This is a genomic window from Streptomyces zhaozhouensis (assembly GCF_900230195.1).
GTDB classification, from domain to species: domain Bacteria; phylum Actinomycetota; class Actinomycetes; order Streptomycetales; family Streptomycetaceae; genus Streptomyces; species Streptomyces zhaozhouensis.
The window spans coordinates 30,803-45,128 of record NZ_OCNE01000006.1; the positions used below are offsets into that span (position 1 = coordinate 30,803).

Consider the following 14,326-nt stretch of genomic DNA (forward strand, 5'->3'; position numbering starts at 1 on the left):
TCTGCACCTTGACCCACGTTGCCCGAAATGACAGACGCGAGTCGAGTCGGTTATAGGACGAACGGCTTGTCCTCGGCACTACAACTACACCATCCGTCCAGCCGGGTCGGCCAAACCGATGGAATTGCCCTCTCAGGTGTTCAACCTCGGCGGAAGCCGATGGACCATGCCATAGCGGACAGTCACACGACCGTGACGATCAGTCACAACGTGAATGAGTCGCCATCAGCCCTCCCAAGGAGGCGCAATACCGATCCATCCGCCCCGCGACGGACAGATGGAGCCCCTCCGAACTCCTTGTCCTATTTTGACACGAGGGGAGCACTTGAAGGCAAGAGTCCGTACAGTGCCTTCCATCACGCTTGGGGCTTTAGTCCCCTCACGCCCCGCTTTCAGTTGGCGAACTGGCGTTCTCGCACGGCCATCCAGCGATCGGTCAGCCCTTCGTAGATCCGCTGGGCCCGCTCCAGATCGCCGGCGGCCAGAGCGCTCAGCCCCTCCGCCACCTCGGCCGCCGAGTGATCGGCCGCCAGTTGGTCCTCGGAGATCGTATAGACCAACCCGCCGTAGTCCAGTTCGACCAGCGATCGGGGGTGGAACTCCTCGAGCCAGCGACCCACATCGGTGAGCGCCCCCACCATCGGCCCGTCGGGCATCGTCTCCCGGAGCGCGCGCAGCCCCCTGGCCACCCGGCGCCGCGCCTGGACCATCGGCGTGCGGTAACGAAGCCGCGACACTCCGTCCACCGAGGGGCGCCCCACCTCGCGGAACTCCCGCTCGTCGTCCGCGAAGAGCACGAACCAGCGCACCGGCACATGCCAGAGCGCGGAGCGTATCCAGGGGCGCGCGTCCGGATTGCGCTCACGCCAGCGCGTGTACTCGTCCGAGGCGCGCCGTCGCACGCCGGGCGGCAGGGCCGAGTCCACCACCGACTGCGGCATCAGCCACTGCCCCACCTCCCCCATCGCCTGCCAGGACCGCAGCCTGGTCCGCCACGGGCAGACGCACAGCACCCCGTCCAGCCAGGTCACGAACGCGTCGGCGCTCTCCCGCGCCGGCGCCACCCGCGGCGGCGTCGCGACGACCGCCCCCAGCGCCGCCCGCAGCTCGTCCTGGAGCCCCGGCAGCCGCGGGCGCCTGGCGTACTCCGCCCAGTGCGCGCGCTCCGGCTCGGGAAAGGCCGCGAGCGGCTCGTACACCCTCAGATACGCCGCGTACGGAACCTTCGCCACGCCACCCCTCCCAGCTCACGTCCGGCCCCGGCCGCCCTCCGCCCGGGGCCGTGGGCACCGCCCTGATCGTGTCACTACCGCGCACCCACGGCATCCCCGGCGCCCGACCCGCCGTACTCTCGTCTCACCAAAGCCCTCACCATCAACGAGGGCGTCTCGATCGACCTACAGGAGTCACCACCGTGACCGACGTACGTCCCGCTGTCACCGGCGACAGCGCCCCGGAGGCCGAGGTGCTCGACACCCTGTTCCACTCGGACCAGGGCGGACACGAACAGGTCGTCCTCTGCCAGGACCGGCCCACCGGTCTCCGCGCCGTGATCGCCGTCCACTCCACCGCGCTCGGCCCCGCGCTGGGCGGCACCCGTTTCCACGCCTACCCGGACTCCCCCCGTCCCGAGAGCGCCGCGCTCGCCGACGCCCTCCGGCTGGCGCGCGGGATGACCTACAAGAACGCGCTGGCCGGCCTGGAACACGGCGGCGGCAAGGCCGTGATCATCGGTGATCCGGAGAAGATCAAGACCGAGGAGCTGCTGCTCGCCTACGGTCGCTGCGTGGCCGCGCTCGGCGGCCGCTACGTCACCGCCTGCGATGTCGGCACCTATGTCCGTGACATGGACGTCGTCGCCAGGACCTGCCGCTGGACCACGGGGCGCTCCCCCGAGAACGGCGGCGCCGGCGACTCCTCGGTGCTCACCGCCTACGGCGTCTTCCAGGCCATGCTCGCCTCGGCCGAGCACCGCTGGGGCTCCCCCGAGCTCACCGGCCGCGCGGTCGGCGTCGCCGGCGTGGGCAAGGTCGGTCACCTCCTCGTCGACCAGCTGGTCGAGGCAGGCGCCCGGGTCCTGATCCACGACGTCAACGCCGAGGCGGTCCGCCGTGTGCGTGCCGCCCACCCCTCGGTCGTCGCGGTGGACACGGCCGACGAACTGATCGGCGCCCAGGAACTGGACATCTACGCCCCCTGCGCGCTGGGCGGCGTGCTCAACGACCACACCGTCCCGCTGCTCCGGGCCGCCGTCGTCTGCGGCGCGGCCAACAACCAGCTGGACCACCCGGGGGTCGAGAAGGACCTCGCCGACCGGGGCATCCTCTACGCGCCGGACTACGTGGTGAACTCCGGCGGGGTGATCCAGGTCGCCGACGAGTTGCACGGCTTCGACTTCGCACGTGCGAAGACCAAGGCCGCCGACATCCGACTCACCACGCGCGAGATCTTCCAGCGCGCCGACAGCGACGGCGTTCCCCCGGCCGTGGCCGCCGACCGGATCGCGGAACAGCGAATCTCGCAGGCCAGGGGCGTGGATCGCCCGTTTGCGTAAGACATGTCACCCCCTGCGGACGAGTCGTACTGGGAAAGAAGGTAAAATCGCCGTTGACCAGCAGAGAGGGTTCTTCGGGCGGCGGGCGTTGCGGCTCGGGTCCTGCGGACGACGTACCGCGGGGTCCCGGAAGCAGGTACGGTTAAAGGCCGATGGACTGGGCGCTTCTGAGAAGGGCCCACTCTCGATCATGAACGGATGTCAACACTCCGGGGCCGTCGTGCCCCGTCGTTGAGGGGGTCGAGCCAATGGGGCGCGGCCGGGCCAAGGCCAAGCAGACTAAGGTCGCCCGCCAGCTGAAGTACAACAGCGGCCGGACGGACCTTTCTCGCCTGGCCGAAGAGCTGGGTGCTTCTCCGACGCAGGACCAGCAGCCGTCCAACGGCGAGCCTGCCGAGAGCGACGATGAGCTGGACGACGACCTGTACGCGCGGTACGCGGAGCTGTACAACGAAGAGGACGAGGAGGACGACCAAGAGCCGTCCCCCGACTCTTCGAAACGGCGTGGCGCCTGACTGGCGTCGTTCGTCTTCGACCAACTCATGGCGTCCGATGGACGCGTGACGACTGGCCCGGTCCGGGAGCCTCCCGGACCGGTCTCAGTGTTGTGTGGGCCGTCGCCCGCACGCCGGCACGCGCTCCACGGGCGCTTCTTCCACCGCGCGGGCACGACCCGCGCGGTGGTCGGTGTGGGGACCGGTCCTGCCTCCGGCCCCACCGTGGGCGGCTCCACCGTCAACCCGGGTGGTTCCCGCTGAGCGTGGCCGTTCCCCCGTCGGTCTCCGCGGCGACGATCTCGCCGAGGACCCAGGAGGGGACGCCTCGTTCGCCGAGCAGCGCCAGCGCCGGGTCCACCGACTCGCGCGGCAGCACCGCGACCATGCCCACGCCCATGTTCAGCGTGCGCTCCAGCTCCTCCCTGGCCACCCGGCCGACCGCGCCCACCACGTCGAAGACCGGCGCCGGCCGCCAGGTGGAGCGGTCCAGCACCGCGCGCACGCCCTCGGGCAGCACCCGGCCGAGGTTGTTGGCGAGCCCGCCCCCGGTGACATGGGCGAACGCGTGCACCTCGACCGTCCGGGTCAGGGCCAGGCAGTCCAGCGAGTAGATCCGCGTCGGCTCCAGCAGCTCCTCGCCAAGCGTCCTGCCGAACTCGGGCACCTCGCGCTCAAGCCCCCAGCCGGCCTGGTGCAGCAGCACGTGGCGGACCAGCGAGTAGCCGTTGGAGTGCAGTCCGCTGGCCGCCATCGCCACGACCACGTCTCCCGGGCGGACCCGGTCGGCGCCCAGCAGGGCGTCCGCCTCGACCACGCCGGTCGCCGCCCCGGCGATGTCGTACTCCTCCGGGCCGAGCAGCCCCGGGTGCTCGGCGGTCTCGCCGCCCACCAGCGCGCAGCCGGCCAGCACACAGCCCTCGGCGATCCCCTTCACCAGGGCCGCGACCCGCTCGGGGTAGACCTTGCCGACGCAGACGTAGTCGGTCATGAAGAGGGGCTCGGCGCCGCAGACCACCAGGTCGTCGACGACCATGGCGACCAGGTCGCGGCCGACCGTGTCGTGGATGTCGAGGCGCTGCGCGATGGCGACCTTGGTACCGACGCCGTCGGTGGCCGAGGCGAGCAGGGGGCGCCGGTAGCGGGTCAGCGCCGAGGCGTCGAAGAGTCCGGCGAAGCCGCCGAGGCCGCCCACGCTCTCGGGGCGCTGGGCCTTGGCGACCCACTCCTTCATCAGCCGGACGGCGGTCTCGCCGGCCTCGATATCGACACCGGCCGCCGCGTAGCTGGCTCCGGGCACGTTCGTCGTCATCAGGTCTCTCTCGTGTGGTCGTGCGGCACCGGTGCCGGTCGGCTCACGGGCGACGCAGCGCGTCGGCCGCGCCGGGACCGGTGACCAGGGGCAGCGAGGCGCCCTGCCGCGCGGCGCCTTCGTTCCCCCGCTGCTCCAGGAGGTCCTTGCCGAGCAGCTCGGGGTCCGGCAGCTCCACCGGGTACTCGCCGTCGAAGCAGGCCCGGCAGAGGTTGGGCCTGGCGATGGTGGTGGCCTCGACCATCCCGTCGAGCGAGATGTAGGAGAGCGAGTCGGCGCCCAGCGAGGCGCCGATCTCGGCCACGGAGAGCCCGTTGGCGATCAGCTCGGCGCGGGTCGCGAAGTCGATGCCGAAGAAACAGGGCCACTTGATCGGAGGCGAGCTGATCCGGACGTGCACCTCGGCGGCGCCGGCCTCGCGGAGCATCCGCACCAGGGCGCGCTGGGTGTTGCCCCGGACGATGGAGTCGTCCACGACCACGAGCCGCTTGCCCCGGATGACCTCCTTCAGCGGGTTGAGCTTCAGCCGGATGCCCAACTGTCGGATGGTCTGACTGGGCTGGATGAACGTGCGCCCCACGTAGGAGTTCTTCACCAGGCCCGAGCCGTACGGGATGCCGCTGGCCTCCGCGTAGCCGATGGCCGCCGGCGTGCCCGACTCCGGCGTCGATATGACCAGATCGGCGTCGACCGGCGCCTCGGCCGCCAGCCGCCGGCCCATCTCCACCCGGGAGAGGTACACGTTGCGTCCCGCGATGTCCGTGTCCGGGCGGGCCAGGTAGACATACTCGAAGACACAGCCGCGCGGCTTCGCATCCGCGAATCTTGTGGAACGGAGGCCGTTCTGGTCGACGGCGATCAGCTCGCCCGGCTCGACCTCGCGGACCATCGAGGCACCGACGATGTCGAGCGCCGCGGTCTCCGAGGCCACCACCCAGCCGCGCTCCAGCCGGCCGAGCACCAGCGGGCGGAAGCCCTGCGGGTCCCGGGCGGCGTAGAGGGTGTCCTCGTCCATGAACGCGAACGAGAAGGCGCCCCTGACCCGGGGCAGCACCAGCGGCGCCGCCTCCTCCACGGTCAGCGGCTCACCCTGCTCGTCGCGCTGGCCCGCCAGCAGCATCGTGACCAGGTCCGTGTCGTTGCTGGTCACCACCCGCTGGCGGGAGGAGCGGCCGCCCGGCAGCTCGGCGACGAGCTGGGCCAGCTCGGCCGTGTTGACCAGGTTCCCGTTGTGGGCGAGCGCGATCGAGCCGTGTCCGGTCGCCCGGAAGGTCGGCTGGGCGTTCTCCCAGGTGGAGGAGCCGGTCGTCGAGTAGCGGGCGTGGCCGACGGCCATGTGGCCGGTCAGCGAGCCGAGGGAGGTCTCGTCGAAGACCTGGGAGACCAGTCCCATGTCCTTGAAGACCAGGATCTTGGAACCGTCGCTCACCGCGATCCCCGCGGATTCCTGTCCGCGGTGCTGTAGCGCGTAGAGCCCGTAATAGGTGAGTTTGGCGACCTCCTCGCCCGGGGCCCAGACTCCGAAGACGCCGCAAGCGTCCCTCGGGCCTTTCTCGCCGGGGTCGAGGTCGTGGTTGAGTCGTCCGTCACCACGTGGCACACCATGAGTTTAGGCCAGAGCGGGGGGTCGGCGAGAACCCCTCGATTGTGAGACATACCCCATGCCCGGCCCGGATCGACCGGAAAGCGGACGCAGGGCGGTCAGGCGAGCACGGGCAGTTCACCGGCGAGCGCCCCGGCCCGTTCGCCGCTGGCCCGCAGCCGGCCGGCGGCGGTGGCCGCCGCCCAGTCGGTGCGCCCGGTGGCCAGGCGCAGCCAGGTGATCGGGTCGCTCTCCACCACGTTCGGCGGGGTGCCCCTGGTGTGCCGGGGCCCGGCCAGGCACTGCACCGCGGCGAACGGCGGCACCCGCACCTCGGTCGAGGCGCCGGGCGCCTTGGCGGCCAGCGCGTCCGCGAGCACCCGAACGGTGATCGCCAGCGCCTGCCGGTCGAGCCGCACGGGCGTGCCCGTCGCGCGGGTCAGGTCGTCGCTGTGCACCACCAGCTCGACGATCCTGGTCACCGTGAAGTCCAACGCCCGCATCGCGCCGAACCGGTGGGGGACCAGCAGGTCCTCCCTGACCCCCGTCTCGATGACCGCGTCCAGCTCCTCGGCCGCGCCGTCGATCGCCGCCCGGTGGTCCTGCTGGCGGCCGGCGGCCTCGCGGGAGTCCCGGTCCAGCTCCGCCGCGAGGTCGCGAGTGCCCAGCGCCCAGCGCTCGAGGTCGACCTCCGCCCTGGTCACCGTGGGCGCCGGCCGCGCGAGCAGCCGGGGCAGCGTGTCCATCTCCTCGGCGAGATGCGCCAGCAGCACGCGCACGTCCCAGCCGGCCAGACCGGACGGCCGCGTCAGCCGCTCGTCGGGCAGTTCGTGGACGGCCAGCCGCAGGAACTCCACCTGGGCGAGCAGCGCGTCACGAACCCGTTCGGCTTGGTGGACACGGGGTTTGCGGCGGGCGGCAGACATGACACGGAGCTTACGTCGGCCACCCGGCATCGGATGGTGACAAGGTCATACCAACCAGACGCTCCCCCGGGCCGGCTGTCCCCGACGGGCCTAGGATGCGGCCATGGTGTACGCGGACCGGTATCTGGCAGAGGACGAGGAACTCGTCTACGAGACCAGGCAGCACTGGACGACGCTGGTCAGCGAGTTTCTGCTGCTGTGTCTGATCATCGTCCTGGCGAGCGCGGCCATCTGGGTGCTGCCCACCGACGAGGACTGGGGCGGCACCGGCGTCTGGGTGGTGCTCGGGGCGGCGGTGATCGCGGCGATCTGGCTCTGGCTGGTGCCGCTGCTCCAGTGGCGTGCCACGGTCTACTTCCTCACCACCAAGCGGCTGCACAAGCGCTCGGGCTTTCTGTCGAAGCGGGGCCGCAGCATCCCGCTGGCCCGGGTCAACGACGTGTCGTTCTCCGCCTCCCTCTGGGAGCGGCTGATGCGGTACGGAACGGTCCGCGTCCAGTCGGCCTCCGAGCAGGGGATGATGACGCTGCGGCACGTTCCGGACCCGGAGGGTCTCAAGAGCCGGGTCTACCAGGCGATCGACGGCCTGCGCGACGAGCCGCCGGCACAGCCGCCGTACTGAGCCCCCACCCCTCTCGGGCGATACGCCGCGAAGACCCCGGAAGCCCCGGGAGGCACAAAAAGGGGCGCATCACCTGAATGCCCCGCCGGGAACCGGGTACCCCGGACGGCATGGCTGGTATCGAACTGCACAGCACGGCGTTCAACGACCGCACGCCGATTCCAGGCCGCTACACCCTGGACGGCGAGAACGTGTCCCCTCCCCTGATCTGGTCGGCGCCCCCGAAGGGCACGACCGAGCTGGTGCTGCTCTGCGAGGACCCGGACGCCCCGTCCGGCACCTTCGTGCACTGGCTGGTCACCGGCATCGACCCGGACAGCAGCGGAGTCGCCGAGGGAGACGTGCCCGACGGCGGGACCGCCCACCGCAACGACTTCGGCGACCACGGCTGGGACGGCCCCCAACCGCCGGTGGGCGACCGGCCGCACCGCTACCGCTTCCGGCTGTACGCGGTGCCGGAACCGGTGCCGCTGCCCGAGGCGGCGACCGCCGAGCAGGTGCACAGGACCATGAGCCAGCACGGGCTGGCCAGCGGCCTGCTCACGGGCCTCCACCAGCGGTGATCCGGCGCGGGTCCAGCGGTGACCCCGCCCCGGCGGAGCAGAGAGGAGTGCGGCGATGGTCCGCAAGAAGGTCGAGGGCAACGAGGAGCAGCGGCGGGCGGCGGCCAGGGCCGCCAGGGCGGCGGGCGAACGCCCCAGCGCCCGCAACGTCACCACCGGCGCCTCCAAGCAGCGCACCCATCTGCCCGACCGGAACTCGCTCGACCACGACGAACGGATGGAGCCCCTGACGCGCGGCAAGCAGCGGGTCGAGGCCGCCGAGCAGGAGGCCGAACGCGCCGAGCCGCCGCCCCCCGAGCCGCCCGGCCGTTCGTTCACCGGCCGCGAGAACCCGGGCTACGGTCGGGAACACCAGGCCGTCTTCCAGGCCGTGGCCCAGGCCGAGCAGCGCCACGACGGCGAGGCCGTCCACGCCCACGAGGTGGCGCGCGTCGCCGGCCTCCCGCACGACCGGACGAAGGTGCTCCTGCACGACCTGGTGAGCTCCCAGCACCTGGTCACCAAGCTGGAACGCACCGACGACCCCGACCTGGGCCCGCGCTACGAGACCAGGCCCTGAGCGGGGCGCCGGGCGCGGGCCCCCCGGGAGGGGCGGCCGGCCGCGGTGCGAGCGGCCGCCCGACCCCGGTCAGCCGAAGAGCGCGCGGAGCGGGCGCTCGTGCGCCTCGCGCAACTCGTCCAGGGACAGCGTGAACTGCCCCTGGACCTCGATGTCCGCGCCGTCCACCACGCCGATCCTCGCCGCGGGCAGCCCGCGCGCCGCGCACATGTCGGTGAAGCGCACCTCCTCGCCGCGCGGCAACGCGACGACGGCACGCGCCGTGGACTCGGAGAGCAGGAAGGTGAACGGCGCCAGCCCCTCGGGCACCACGAGCCGCGCCCCGAGCCCGCCCCGCAGGCAGGACTCGACGACGGCCTGGATCAGCCCACCGTCGGAGAGGTCGTGGGCGGCGTCGATCATGCCGTCCCTGCTGGCGGAGATCAGGATCTCGGCCAGCAGCCGCTCACGCTCCAGGTCGACCCTCGGCGGCAGGCCGCCCAGATGGCCGTGGACCACGTCCGTCCACGCCGAGCCGCCGAACTCGTCCGCCGTCTCCCCCAGCAGGTAGAGCAGTTGGCCCTCGGTCCGGAACGCCATCGGGGTGCGCCGGGTGACGTCGTCGATCACGCCCAGCACGCCGACCACGGGGGTCGGATGGATGGCTGTCTCGCCCGTCTGGTTGTACAGCGAGACGTTGCCACCGGTGACGGGCAGGCCCAGCTCCAGACAGGCGTCGGCCAGGCCACGGGTGGCCTCGGCGAACTGCCACATCACCCCGGGGTCCTCGGGCGAACCGAAGTTCAGGCAGTCCGTGACGGCCAGCGGCCGGGCACCGCCCGCGGCCACGTTCCGATAGGCCTCGACCAGCGCCAGCTGGGCACCGGTGTACGGGTCCAGCTTGGCGTAGCGGCCGTTGCCGTCGGTGGCCAGCGCGACGCCGAGGTTGGTCTCCTCGTCGATCCGCAGCATCCCGCTGTCCTCGGGCTGGGCCAGCACCGTGTTGCCCAGGACGTAGCGGTCGTACTGGTCGGTGACCCAGGAGACGTCGGCCTGGTTCGGCGAGCCGACCAGCCGCAGCACCTGCTCCCGCAGCTCGGCGCCGTCGGCGGGGCGCGCCAGCCGCGCCGGGTCGTCGGCCTGGAGCGCGTCCTGCCAGTCGGGGCGTGCGTAGGGGCGCTCGTAGACCGGCCCCTCGTGCGCCACGGTGCGCGGGGGGACGTCCACCACCTGCTCGCCGTGCCAGTAGATCTCCAGCCGGTCGCCCTCGGTGACCTCTCCGATCACCGTGGCGATGACGTCCCACTTGGCACAGATCTCCAGGAAGCGGTCGACCTTCTCCGGCTCGACCACCGCGCACATGCGCTCCTGCGACTCGCTCATCAGGATCTCCTCGGGGGAGAGCGAGGAGTCGCGCAGCGGCACGGTGTCCAGCTCGACGCGCATCCCGCCGGAGCCGGCCGAGGCCAGCTCGGAGGTGGCGCAGGAGAGACCGGCGCCGCCGAGGTCCTGGATGCCGGCGACCAGCCGCTCGGCGAAGATCTCCAGGGTGCACTCGATGAGCAGCTTCTCCTGGAACGGGTCGCCCACCTGCACCGCCGGGCGCTTGGCGGGGCCCGTGGAGTCGAAGGTCTCGGAGGCCAGCACCGAGACGCCGCCGATGCCGTCGCCGCCGGTGCGGGCGCCGTACAGGATGACCTTGTTGCCCGCGCCCGCGGCCTTGGCCAGGTGGATGTCCTCGTGCCGCATCACCCCCACGCAGAGGGCGTTCACCAGCGGGTTGCCCTGGTAGCAGGGGTCGAAGACGACCTCGCCGCCGATGTTGGGCAGGCCCAGGCAGTTTCCGTAGCCGCCGATGCCGGCGACCACGCCGGGCAGCACCCGGCGGGTGTCGGGGTGGTCGGCGGCCCCGAAGCGCAGCGGGTCCATCACGCCGATCGGGCGGGCGCCCATGGCGAGGATGTCGCGCACGATGCCGCCGACGCCGGTGGCCGCGCCCTGGTAGGGCTCGACATAGGAGGGGTGGTTGTGCGACTCGACCTTGAAGGTGACGGCGTAGCCCTGGCCGACGTCGACGACGCCGGCGTTCTCACCGATGCCGACCAGCAGCGCGTCGCTGGCGGGGGCCTTCTCGCCGAACTGCCGCAGATGGACCTTGCTGGACTTGTAGCTGCAGTGCTCCGACCACATCACGGAGTACATGGCGAGCTCGGCGCCGGTGGGACGACGGCCGAGGATCTCCCTGATCCGCAGGTACTCGTCCTCCTTCAGGCCCAACTCGGCCCAGGGCTGAGCGGCTTCGGGGGTGTCGGCGGCGTGCTTGACGGTGTCCAGGACGGGCTTGGACTGTGCGGACATCAGGCGACCAGCTTCTTGAGTACCGAGGTGAAGAACGGGAGGCCGTCGGTGGTGGGCCCGGTCAGGGCCTCGACAGCGTGTTCCGGGTGGGGCATCAGGCCCACGACGTTGCCGGCGGCGTTGGTGACACCGGCGATGTCCCGGCGGGAGCCGTTGGGGTTCACGTCCAGGTAGCGGAAGACCACCCGGCCCTCGGCCTCCAGCTCGTCGAGGGTGGCCTCGTCGGCCACGTAGCCGCCCTCGCCGTTCTTCAACGGGACGGTGATCTCGGCGCCGGGCGCGAAGTCCCCGGTCCAGGCGGTGGCGGCGTTCTCCACGCGCAGTCGCTGGTCCCGGCAGACGAAGTGGAGATGGTCGTTGCGGGTGAGCGCGCCGGGCAGCAGATGGGATTCGCAGAGCACCTGGAAACCGTTGCAGATACCGAGGACCGGCAGACCGTCCCTGGCGCCCGCAATGATCGTTTCCATCACGGGAGAGAAACGCGCGATCGCGCCACAACGGAGATAGTCCCCATAGGAGAAACCTCCGGGCAGGATCACGGCATCGACCTGGTGCAGGTCTTTGTCTCCGTGCCACAACGCGACCGGCTCCCCGCCGGCGAGCTTTACCGCACGGCCCGCGTCCCGGTCGTCGAGAGATCCGGGAAATGTGACGACTCCTACACGAGTGGTCACCGGACCGCCCCTTCTTCCGCATTGTTGTCCGCGGACACGGCTTCGGCCGGGTCCTCGACGCGGACCACGAAGTCCTCGATCACGGTGTTGGCCAGAAACGTGCCGGCGATCTCCCTGATCCTGGCGAGCGCCGCCTCGTCGGCGGGCCCCTCCAGGTCGAGTTCGAAGCGCTTGCCCTGGCGGACATCCGCGATGCCCTCGAACCCGAGGCGGGGCAACGCCCGTTGGACCGCCTGCCCTTGGGGGTCGAGGATCTCCGGCTTGAGCATGACGTCAACTACGACGCGGGCCACTGGTTACTCCCGGTGGTGATGCGGTGGTGGTGAGACGGGACGACGCAGCCTGACACGGAGGTGACACGGTGCTTGACGCCGCATGGTTCAGCGTACCCGGCGGCGAAATCTACACGGGTAGACGACCGGATACTGGTCACGTTAAGGTATCGGGCCAACAAACCCCTGCAAGAAACGAGCATGAAAAAGTAGGGTCCCGGTACGTGACGACTCTCGACGTGAGATGCGGGAGAGATCACAAGATGGTCCGTCAGATGACACGCGACGGTATTTCCGGCGTTTCACTTAAGCGCCTCCAGCGCAGTACAAATTAAGAAGAAGCTCACTAACGAGGGGAGCGCCGAGTTCGTGGCCGCCGGGATACCGGCGTGACCCGCCCCGGAACGTCGGGGATACGGCGACACACTCCCGAAAGGACCGATATCCGTGGCACAGCGTGTAGTGGTCACTCTCTCCGATGACATCGACGGCGGGGAAGCCGCCGAGACGGTCGCCTTCGGCCTCGATGGCAAGATCTACGAGATCGACCTCAGCTCGGACAACGCCGAGCAGCTGCGCAGCGCGCTCGCCCCCTTCGTCGAGGCGGGGAGGAAGCGGAGCCGCTCGGGCCGCACCTTCCACCGCACCGCGGTGGCACCCGACCCGCGGGCGGTGCGCGCCTGGGCCGAGTCCAACGGGCTGGGCGTGCCGGCCAGGGGCCGCATCCCCCGGAAGGTGTACGACGCGTTCAACCAGGCGCACGCCACGGCGCGTTGAGCCGAACGACAACCGAGCGGGTGGCGGACTGAGCCGACTTGCCATGCACCCCGGGTGATCCGCTAGAGTCTGGAGCACGCCGAGGGGCGAAGGGCCGAAAGGCCGGAAGCCCCGAGGAGCGCGCGGGTGTAGTTCAGTAGTAGAACACCCTCTTTCCAAGAGGGAGGCGCAGTGTGCAATTCCTGTCACCCGCTCCAGCCGCTGGACCGGTCTTCGGATCGGGTACAGTAGGCCAGCATCACCCGCTCGCGGGTGGCCCACGCGGACGTGGCTCAGTTGGTAGAGCATCACCTTGCCAAGGTGAGGGTCGCGAGTTCGAATCTCGTCGTCCGCTCGGCACGAGGGCCCGATGTCGTTCATCGACATCGGGCCCTCGCTCTGTGCCCGTGTCCTGGTGAACGCCTCGCCCGTGTCCTCGCGACCGCCGCTCGGAGCGGCCCGCCCCCTCTCGTCTCCCGGCCGGTCGGCCCGCGCCGCCGCTCGCTCTCGCCGCCCCCTGACACATGCCCCGCCTCCCTCGCGGTCGCCGTCACGCTCCCGGAAGAGCCCCGCTTTCCCGGCCCCGGAAGCGGCTCTCTGTCCTGGTATGTCGATTCTTCCCGGGGCGGGCGGGCGAGGGAACTGACATCTGTCACATGGGTTGGTGACAGCTCGCACTGCCGACCGGGTCCAGGGGGCGGAAGGCTTGAGGGCATGGATACGGCAATCGAGGTGCAGGGGCTGCGCAGGAGCTATGCCGGCCGGGGGTCCGAGAGCGGGTACGAGGCCGTCAGAGGCCTGGACTTCTCCGTGCGGCAGGGTGAGGTCTTCGCCCTGCTCGGGACGAACGGCGCGGGCAAGACCTCCACGGTGGAGCTGCTGGAGGGACTGGCGCCGCCCACGAGTGGTCAGATTCGGATACTCGGGCTCGACCCGTTCCACGATCGGGCGGTGGTGCGCCCCTGGATCGGGATCATGCTCCAGGAGGGCGGGCTGCCGAGCGAGCTGACCGCCCTGGAGACGGCCCGGATGTGGGCCGGCTGCACCACGGACGCGCGGCCGCCAGAGGAGGCCCTGGCGCTGGTCGGGCTGGAGGGGCGGGCAGACGTCCGGGCCAAGCAGCTCTCCGGCGGTGAGCGGCGGCGGCTGGACTTCGCGCTGGCGCTGACGGGCCGCCCCAGGGTGCTCTTCCTGGACGAGCCGACCACCGGCCTCGACCCGCAGGCCCGCCGCACCACCTGGGAGCTGGTGCGAAGCCTTCGCGACGAAGGGACCACGATCGTGCTCACCACGCACTACCTGGAGGAGGCCGAGGCGCTGGCCGACCGGCTGGCGATCATGACGGAGGGCCGGATCACGGTCTCGGGCACCCCGGAGGAGGTGATGGCGGCACGTCCCTCGCGGATCAGGTTCCTGCTGCCCCCGGGGCTGGCCCCCGCGCAGCTGCCGCTCTCCCTGCCCGCTGCGGTGCACGACCGGCAGGTGGAGATCAGGACCCAGGACCTCCAGACCACGCTCACCGAGCTGCTGCTCTGGGCGAGGGCCCAGGGAGTGGTGCTGGAGGCGCTGGACGCGCGGTCCGCCTCGCTGGAAGAGGTCTTCCTGGAGATAGCGGGCGAGCAGAACGAGCTGAAGCGGCACGCCGCCGCTGTTCAGGGGGGAGAGGCAGCATGAG

Annotated in this window: 14 protein-coding genes and 2 tRNA genes; 9 read left to right on the plus strand and 7 right to left on the minus strand. The window is 71.0% G+C overall.

Annotated features, from left to right (window positions below; translation table 11 throughout):
* Positions 1-392 precede the first annotated feature (392 nt).
* Positions 393-1,232 (minus strand): DUF8083 family protein, encoded by an 840-nt coding sequence (locus CRP51_RS11135; protein ID WP_097230937.1) that lies wholly within the window; start codon positions 1,230-1,232, stop codon positions 393-395.
* A gap of 182 nt (positions 1,233-1,414) precedes the next feature.
* Here CRP51_RS11135 and CRP51_RS11140 point away from each other — a divergent pair, with 182 nt between their 5' ends.
* Positions 1,415-2,554 carry a Leu/Phe/Val dehydrogenase gene (locus CRP51_RS11140; protein ID WP_245880522.1) on the plus strand — a complete coding sequence of 380 codons (1,140 nt, stop codon included), beginning with the start codon at positions 1,415-1,417 and terminating at the stop codon, positions 2,552-2,554.
* A gap of 248 nt (positions 2,555-2,802) precedes the next feature.
* Complete coding sequence (locus CRP51_RS11145; RefSeq protein ID WP_097230938.1) at positions 2,803-3,069, plus strand: DUF3073 domain-containing protein; 267 nt, start codon at positions 2,803-2,805, stop codon at positions 3,067-3,069.
* Between the two features lie 220 nt (positions 3,070-3,289).
* On the opposite strand, the gene purM is transcribed toward CRP51_RS11145, so the two are convergent.
* The 3 genes from purM to CRP51_RS11160 all read right to left on the minus strand — a co-directional run bounded on the left by purM (position 3,290) and on the right by CRP51_RS11160 (position 6,868).
* Positions 3,290-4,360, minus strand: coding sequence for a phosphoribosylformylglycinamidine cyclo-ligase (purM, locus tag CRP51_RS11150; RefSeq protein ID WP_097230939.1), 1,071 nt, complete (start codon positions 4,358-4,360; stop codon positions 3,290-3,292).
* Positions 4,361-4,403: 43 nt separating this feature from the next.
* On the minus strand, positions 4,404-5,960 hold the full coding sequence (gene purF, locus CRP51_RS11155) for an amidophosphoribosyltransferase (protein WP_097230940.1): 1,557 nt from the start codon (positions 5,958-5,960) through the stop codon (positions 4,404-4,406).
* Between the two features lie 101 nt (positions 5,961-6,061).
* Positions 6,062-6,868 carry a sterol carrier family protein gene (locus CRP51_RS11160; RefSeq protein ID WP_097230941.1) on the minus strand — a complete coding sequence of 269 codons (807 nt, stop codon included), beginning with the start codon at positions 6,866-6,868 and terminating at the stop codon, positions 6,062-6,064.
* Positions 6,869-6,971: 103 nt separating this feature from the next.
* Here CRP51_RS11160 and CRP51_RS11165 point away from each other — a divergent pair, with 103 nt between their 5' ends.
* From CRP51_RS11165 to CRP51_RS29145, 3 genes are all read left to right on the plus strand, one after another.
* Positions 6,972-7,490: a PH domain-containing protein gene (locus CRP51_RS11165; protein ID WP_097230942.1), complete on the plus strand. Its 519-nt coding sequence runs from the start codon at positions 6,972-6,974 to the stop codon at positions 7,488-7,490.
* A gap of 110 nt (positions 7,491-7,600) precedes the next feature.
* Positions 7,601-8,053, plus strand: coding sequence for a YbhB/YbcL family Raf kinase inhibitor-like protein (locus CRP51_RS11170; RefSeq protein WP_097230943.1), 453 nt, complete (start codon positions 7,601-7,603; stop codon positions 8,051-8,053).
* Positions 8,054-8,108: 55 nt separating this feature from the next.
* Positions 8,109-8,612 carry a hypothetical protein gene (locus CRP51_RS29145; RefSeq protein ID WP_212615892.1) on the plus strand — a complete coding sequence of 168 codons (504 nt, stop codon included), beginning with the start codon at positions 8,109-8,111 and terminating at the stop codon, positions 8,610-8,612.
* Positions 8,613-8,681: 69 nt separating this feature from the next.
* Here CRP51_RS29145 and purL read toward each other — a convergent pair whose 3' ends face one another.
* From purL to purS, 3 genes are read right to left on the minus strand one after another with little or no spacing between them, the layout of a single operon-like run.
* Positions 8,682-10,949 carry a phosphoribosylformylglycinamidine synthase subunit PurL gene (gene purL / locus CRP51_RS11180; RefSeq protein WP_097230944.1) on the minus strand — a complete coding sequence of 756 codons (2,268 nt, stop codon included), beginning with the start codon at positions 10,947-10,949 and terminating at the stop codon, positions 8,682-8,684.
* Positions 10,949-11,623 carry a phosphoribosylformylglycinamidine synthase subunit PurQ gene (purQ, locus tag CRP51_RS11185; RefSeq protein WP_097230945.1) on the minus strand — a complete coding sequence of 225 codons (675 nt, stop codon included), beginning with the start codon at positions 11,621-11,623 and terminating at the stop codon, positions 10,949-10,951. The genes purL and purQ overlap by 1 nt, the downstream gene beginning before the upstream one ends.
* A complete protein-coding gene (gene purS, locus CRP51_RS11190; protein ID WP_097230946.1) occupies positions 11,620-11,916 on the minus strand; it encodes a phosphoribosylformylglycinamidine synthase subunit PurS in 297 nt (98 codons plus the stop codon). Before purS ends, purQ begins: the two co-directional genes overlap by 4 nt.
* A gap of 426 nt (positions 11,917-12,342) precedes the next feature.
* On the opposite strand from purS, the gene CRP51_RS11195 reads away from it, so the two are divergent.
* From CRP51_RS11195 to CRP51_RS11210, 4 genes are all read left to right on the plus strand, one after another.
* On the plus strand, positions 12,343-12,672 hold the full coding sequence (locus CRP51_RS11195) for a histone-like nucleoid-structuring protein Lsr2 (protein ID WP_097230947.1): 330 nt from the start codon (positions 12,343-12,345) through the stop codon (positions 12,670-12,672).
* Between the two features lie 122 nt (positions 12,673-12,794).
* Positions 12,795-12,869: transfer RNA gene (locus tag CRP51_RS11200), tRNA-Gly, on the plus strand.
* A 64-nt stretch (positions 12,870-12,933) separates the two neighbouring features.
* Positions 12,934-13,006 (plus strand) — tRNA-Gly (locus CRP51_RS11205).
* A gap of 359 nt (positions 13,007-13,365) precedes the next feature.
* Positions 13,366-14,325 carry an ABC transporter ATP-binding protein gene (locus CRP51_RS11210; protein WP_097230948.1) on the plus strand — a complete coding sequence of 320 codons (960 nt, stop codon included), beginning with the start codon at positions 13,366-13,368 and terminating at the stop codon, positions 14,323-14,325.
* The last annotated feature ends 1 nt before the right edge of the window (position 14,326 follow it).

Coding starts and splice junctions, on each gene's coding strand:
- CRP51_RS11145 (WP_097230938.1), top strand. CDS start 2,803: ATGGGGCGCGGCCGGGCCAAGGCCAAGCAGACTAAGGTCGCCCGCCAG.
- purM (WP_097230939.1), bottom strand. CDS start 4,360: ATGACGACGAACGTGCCCGGAGCCAGCTACGCGGCGGCCGGTGTCGAT.
- CRP51_RS11160 (WP_097230941.1), bottom strand. CDS start 6,868: ATGTCTGCCGCCCGCCGCAAACCCCGTGTCCACCAAGCCGAACGGGTT.
- CRP51_RS11165 (WP_097230942.1), top strand. CDS start 6,972: ATGGTGTACGCGGACCGGTATCTGGCAGAGGACGAGGAACTCGTCTAC.
- CRP51_RS11170 (WP_097230943.1), top strand. CDS start 7,601: ATGGCTGGTATCGAACTGCACAGCACGGCGTTCAACGACCGCACGCCG.
- CRP51_RS29145 (WP_212615892.1), top strand. CDS start 8,109: ATGGTCCGCAAGAAGGTCGAGGGCAACGAGGAGCAGCGGCGGGCGGCG.
- purL (WP_097230944.1), bottom strand. CDS start 10,949: ATGTCCGCACAGTCCAAGCCCGTCCTGGACACCGTCAAGCACGCCGCC.
- CRP51_RS11210 (WP_097230948.1), top strand. CDS start 13,366: ATGGATACGGCAATCGAGGTGCAGGGGCTGCGCAGGAGCTATGCCGGC.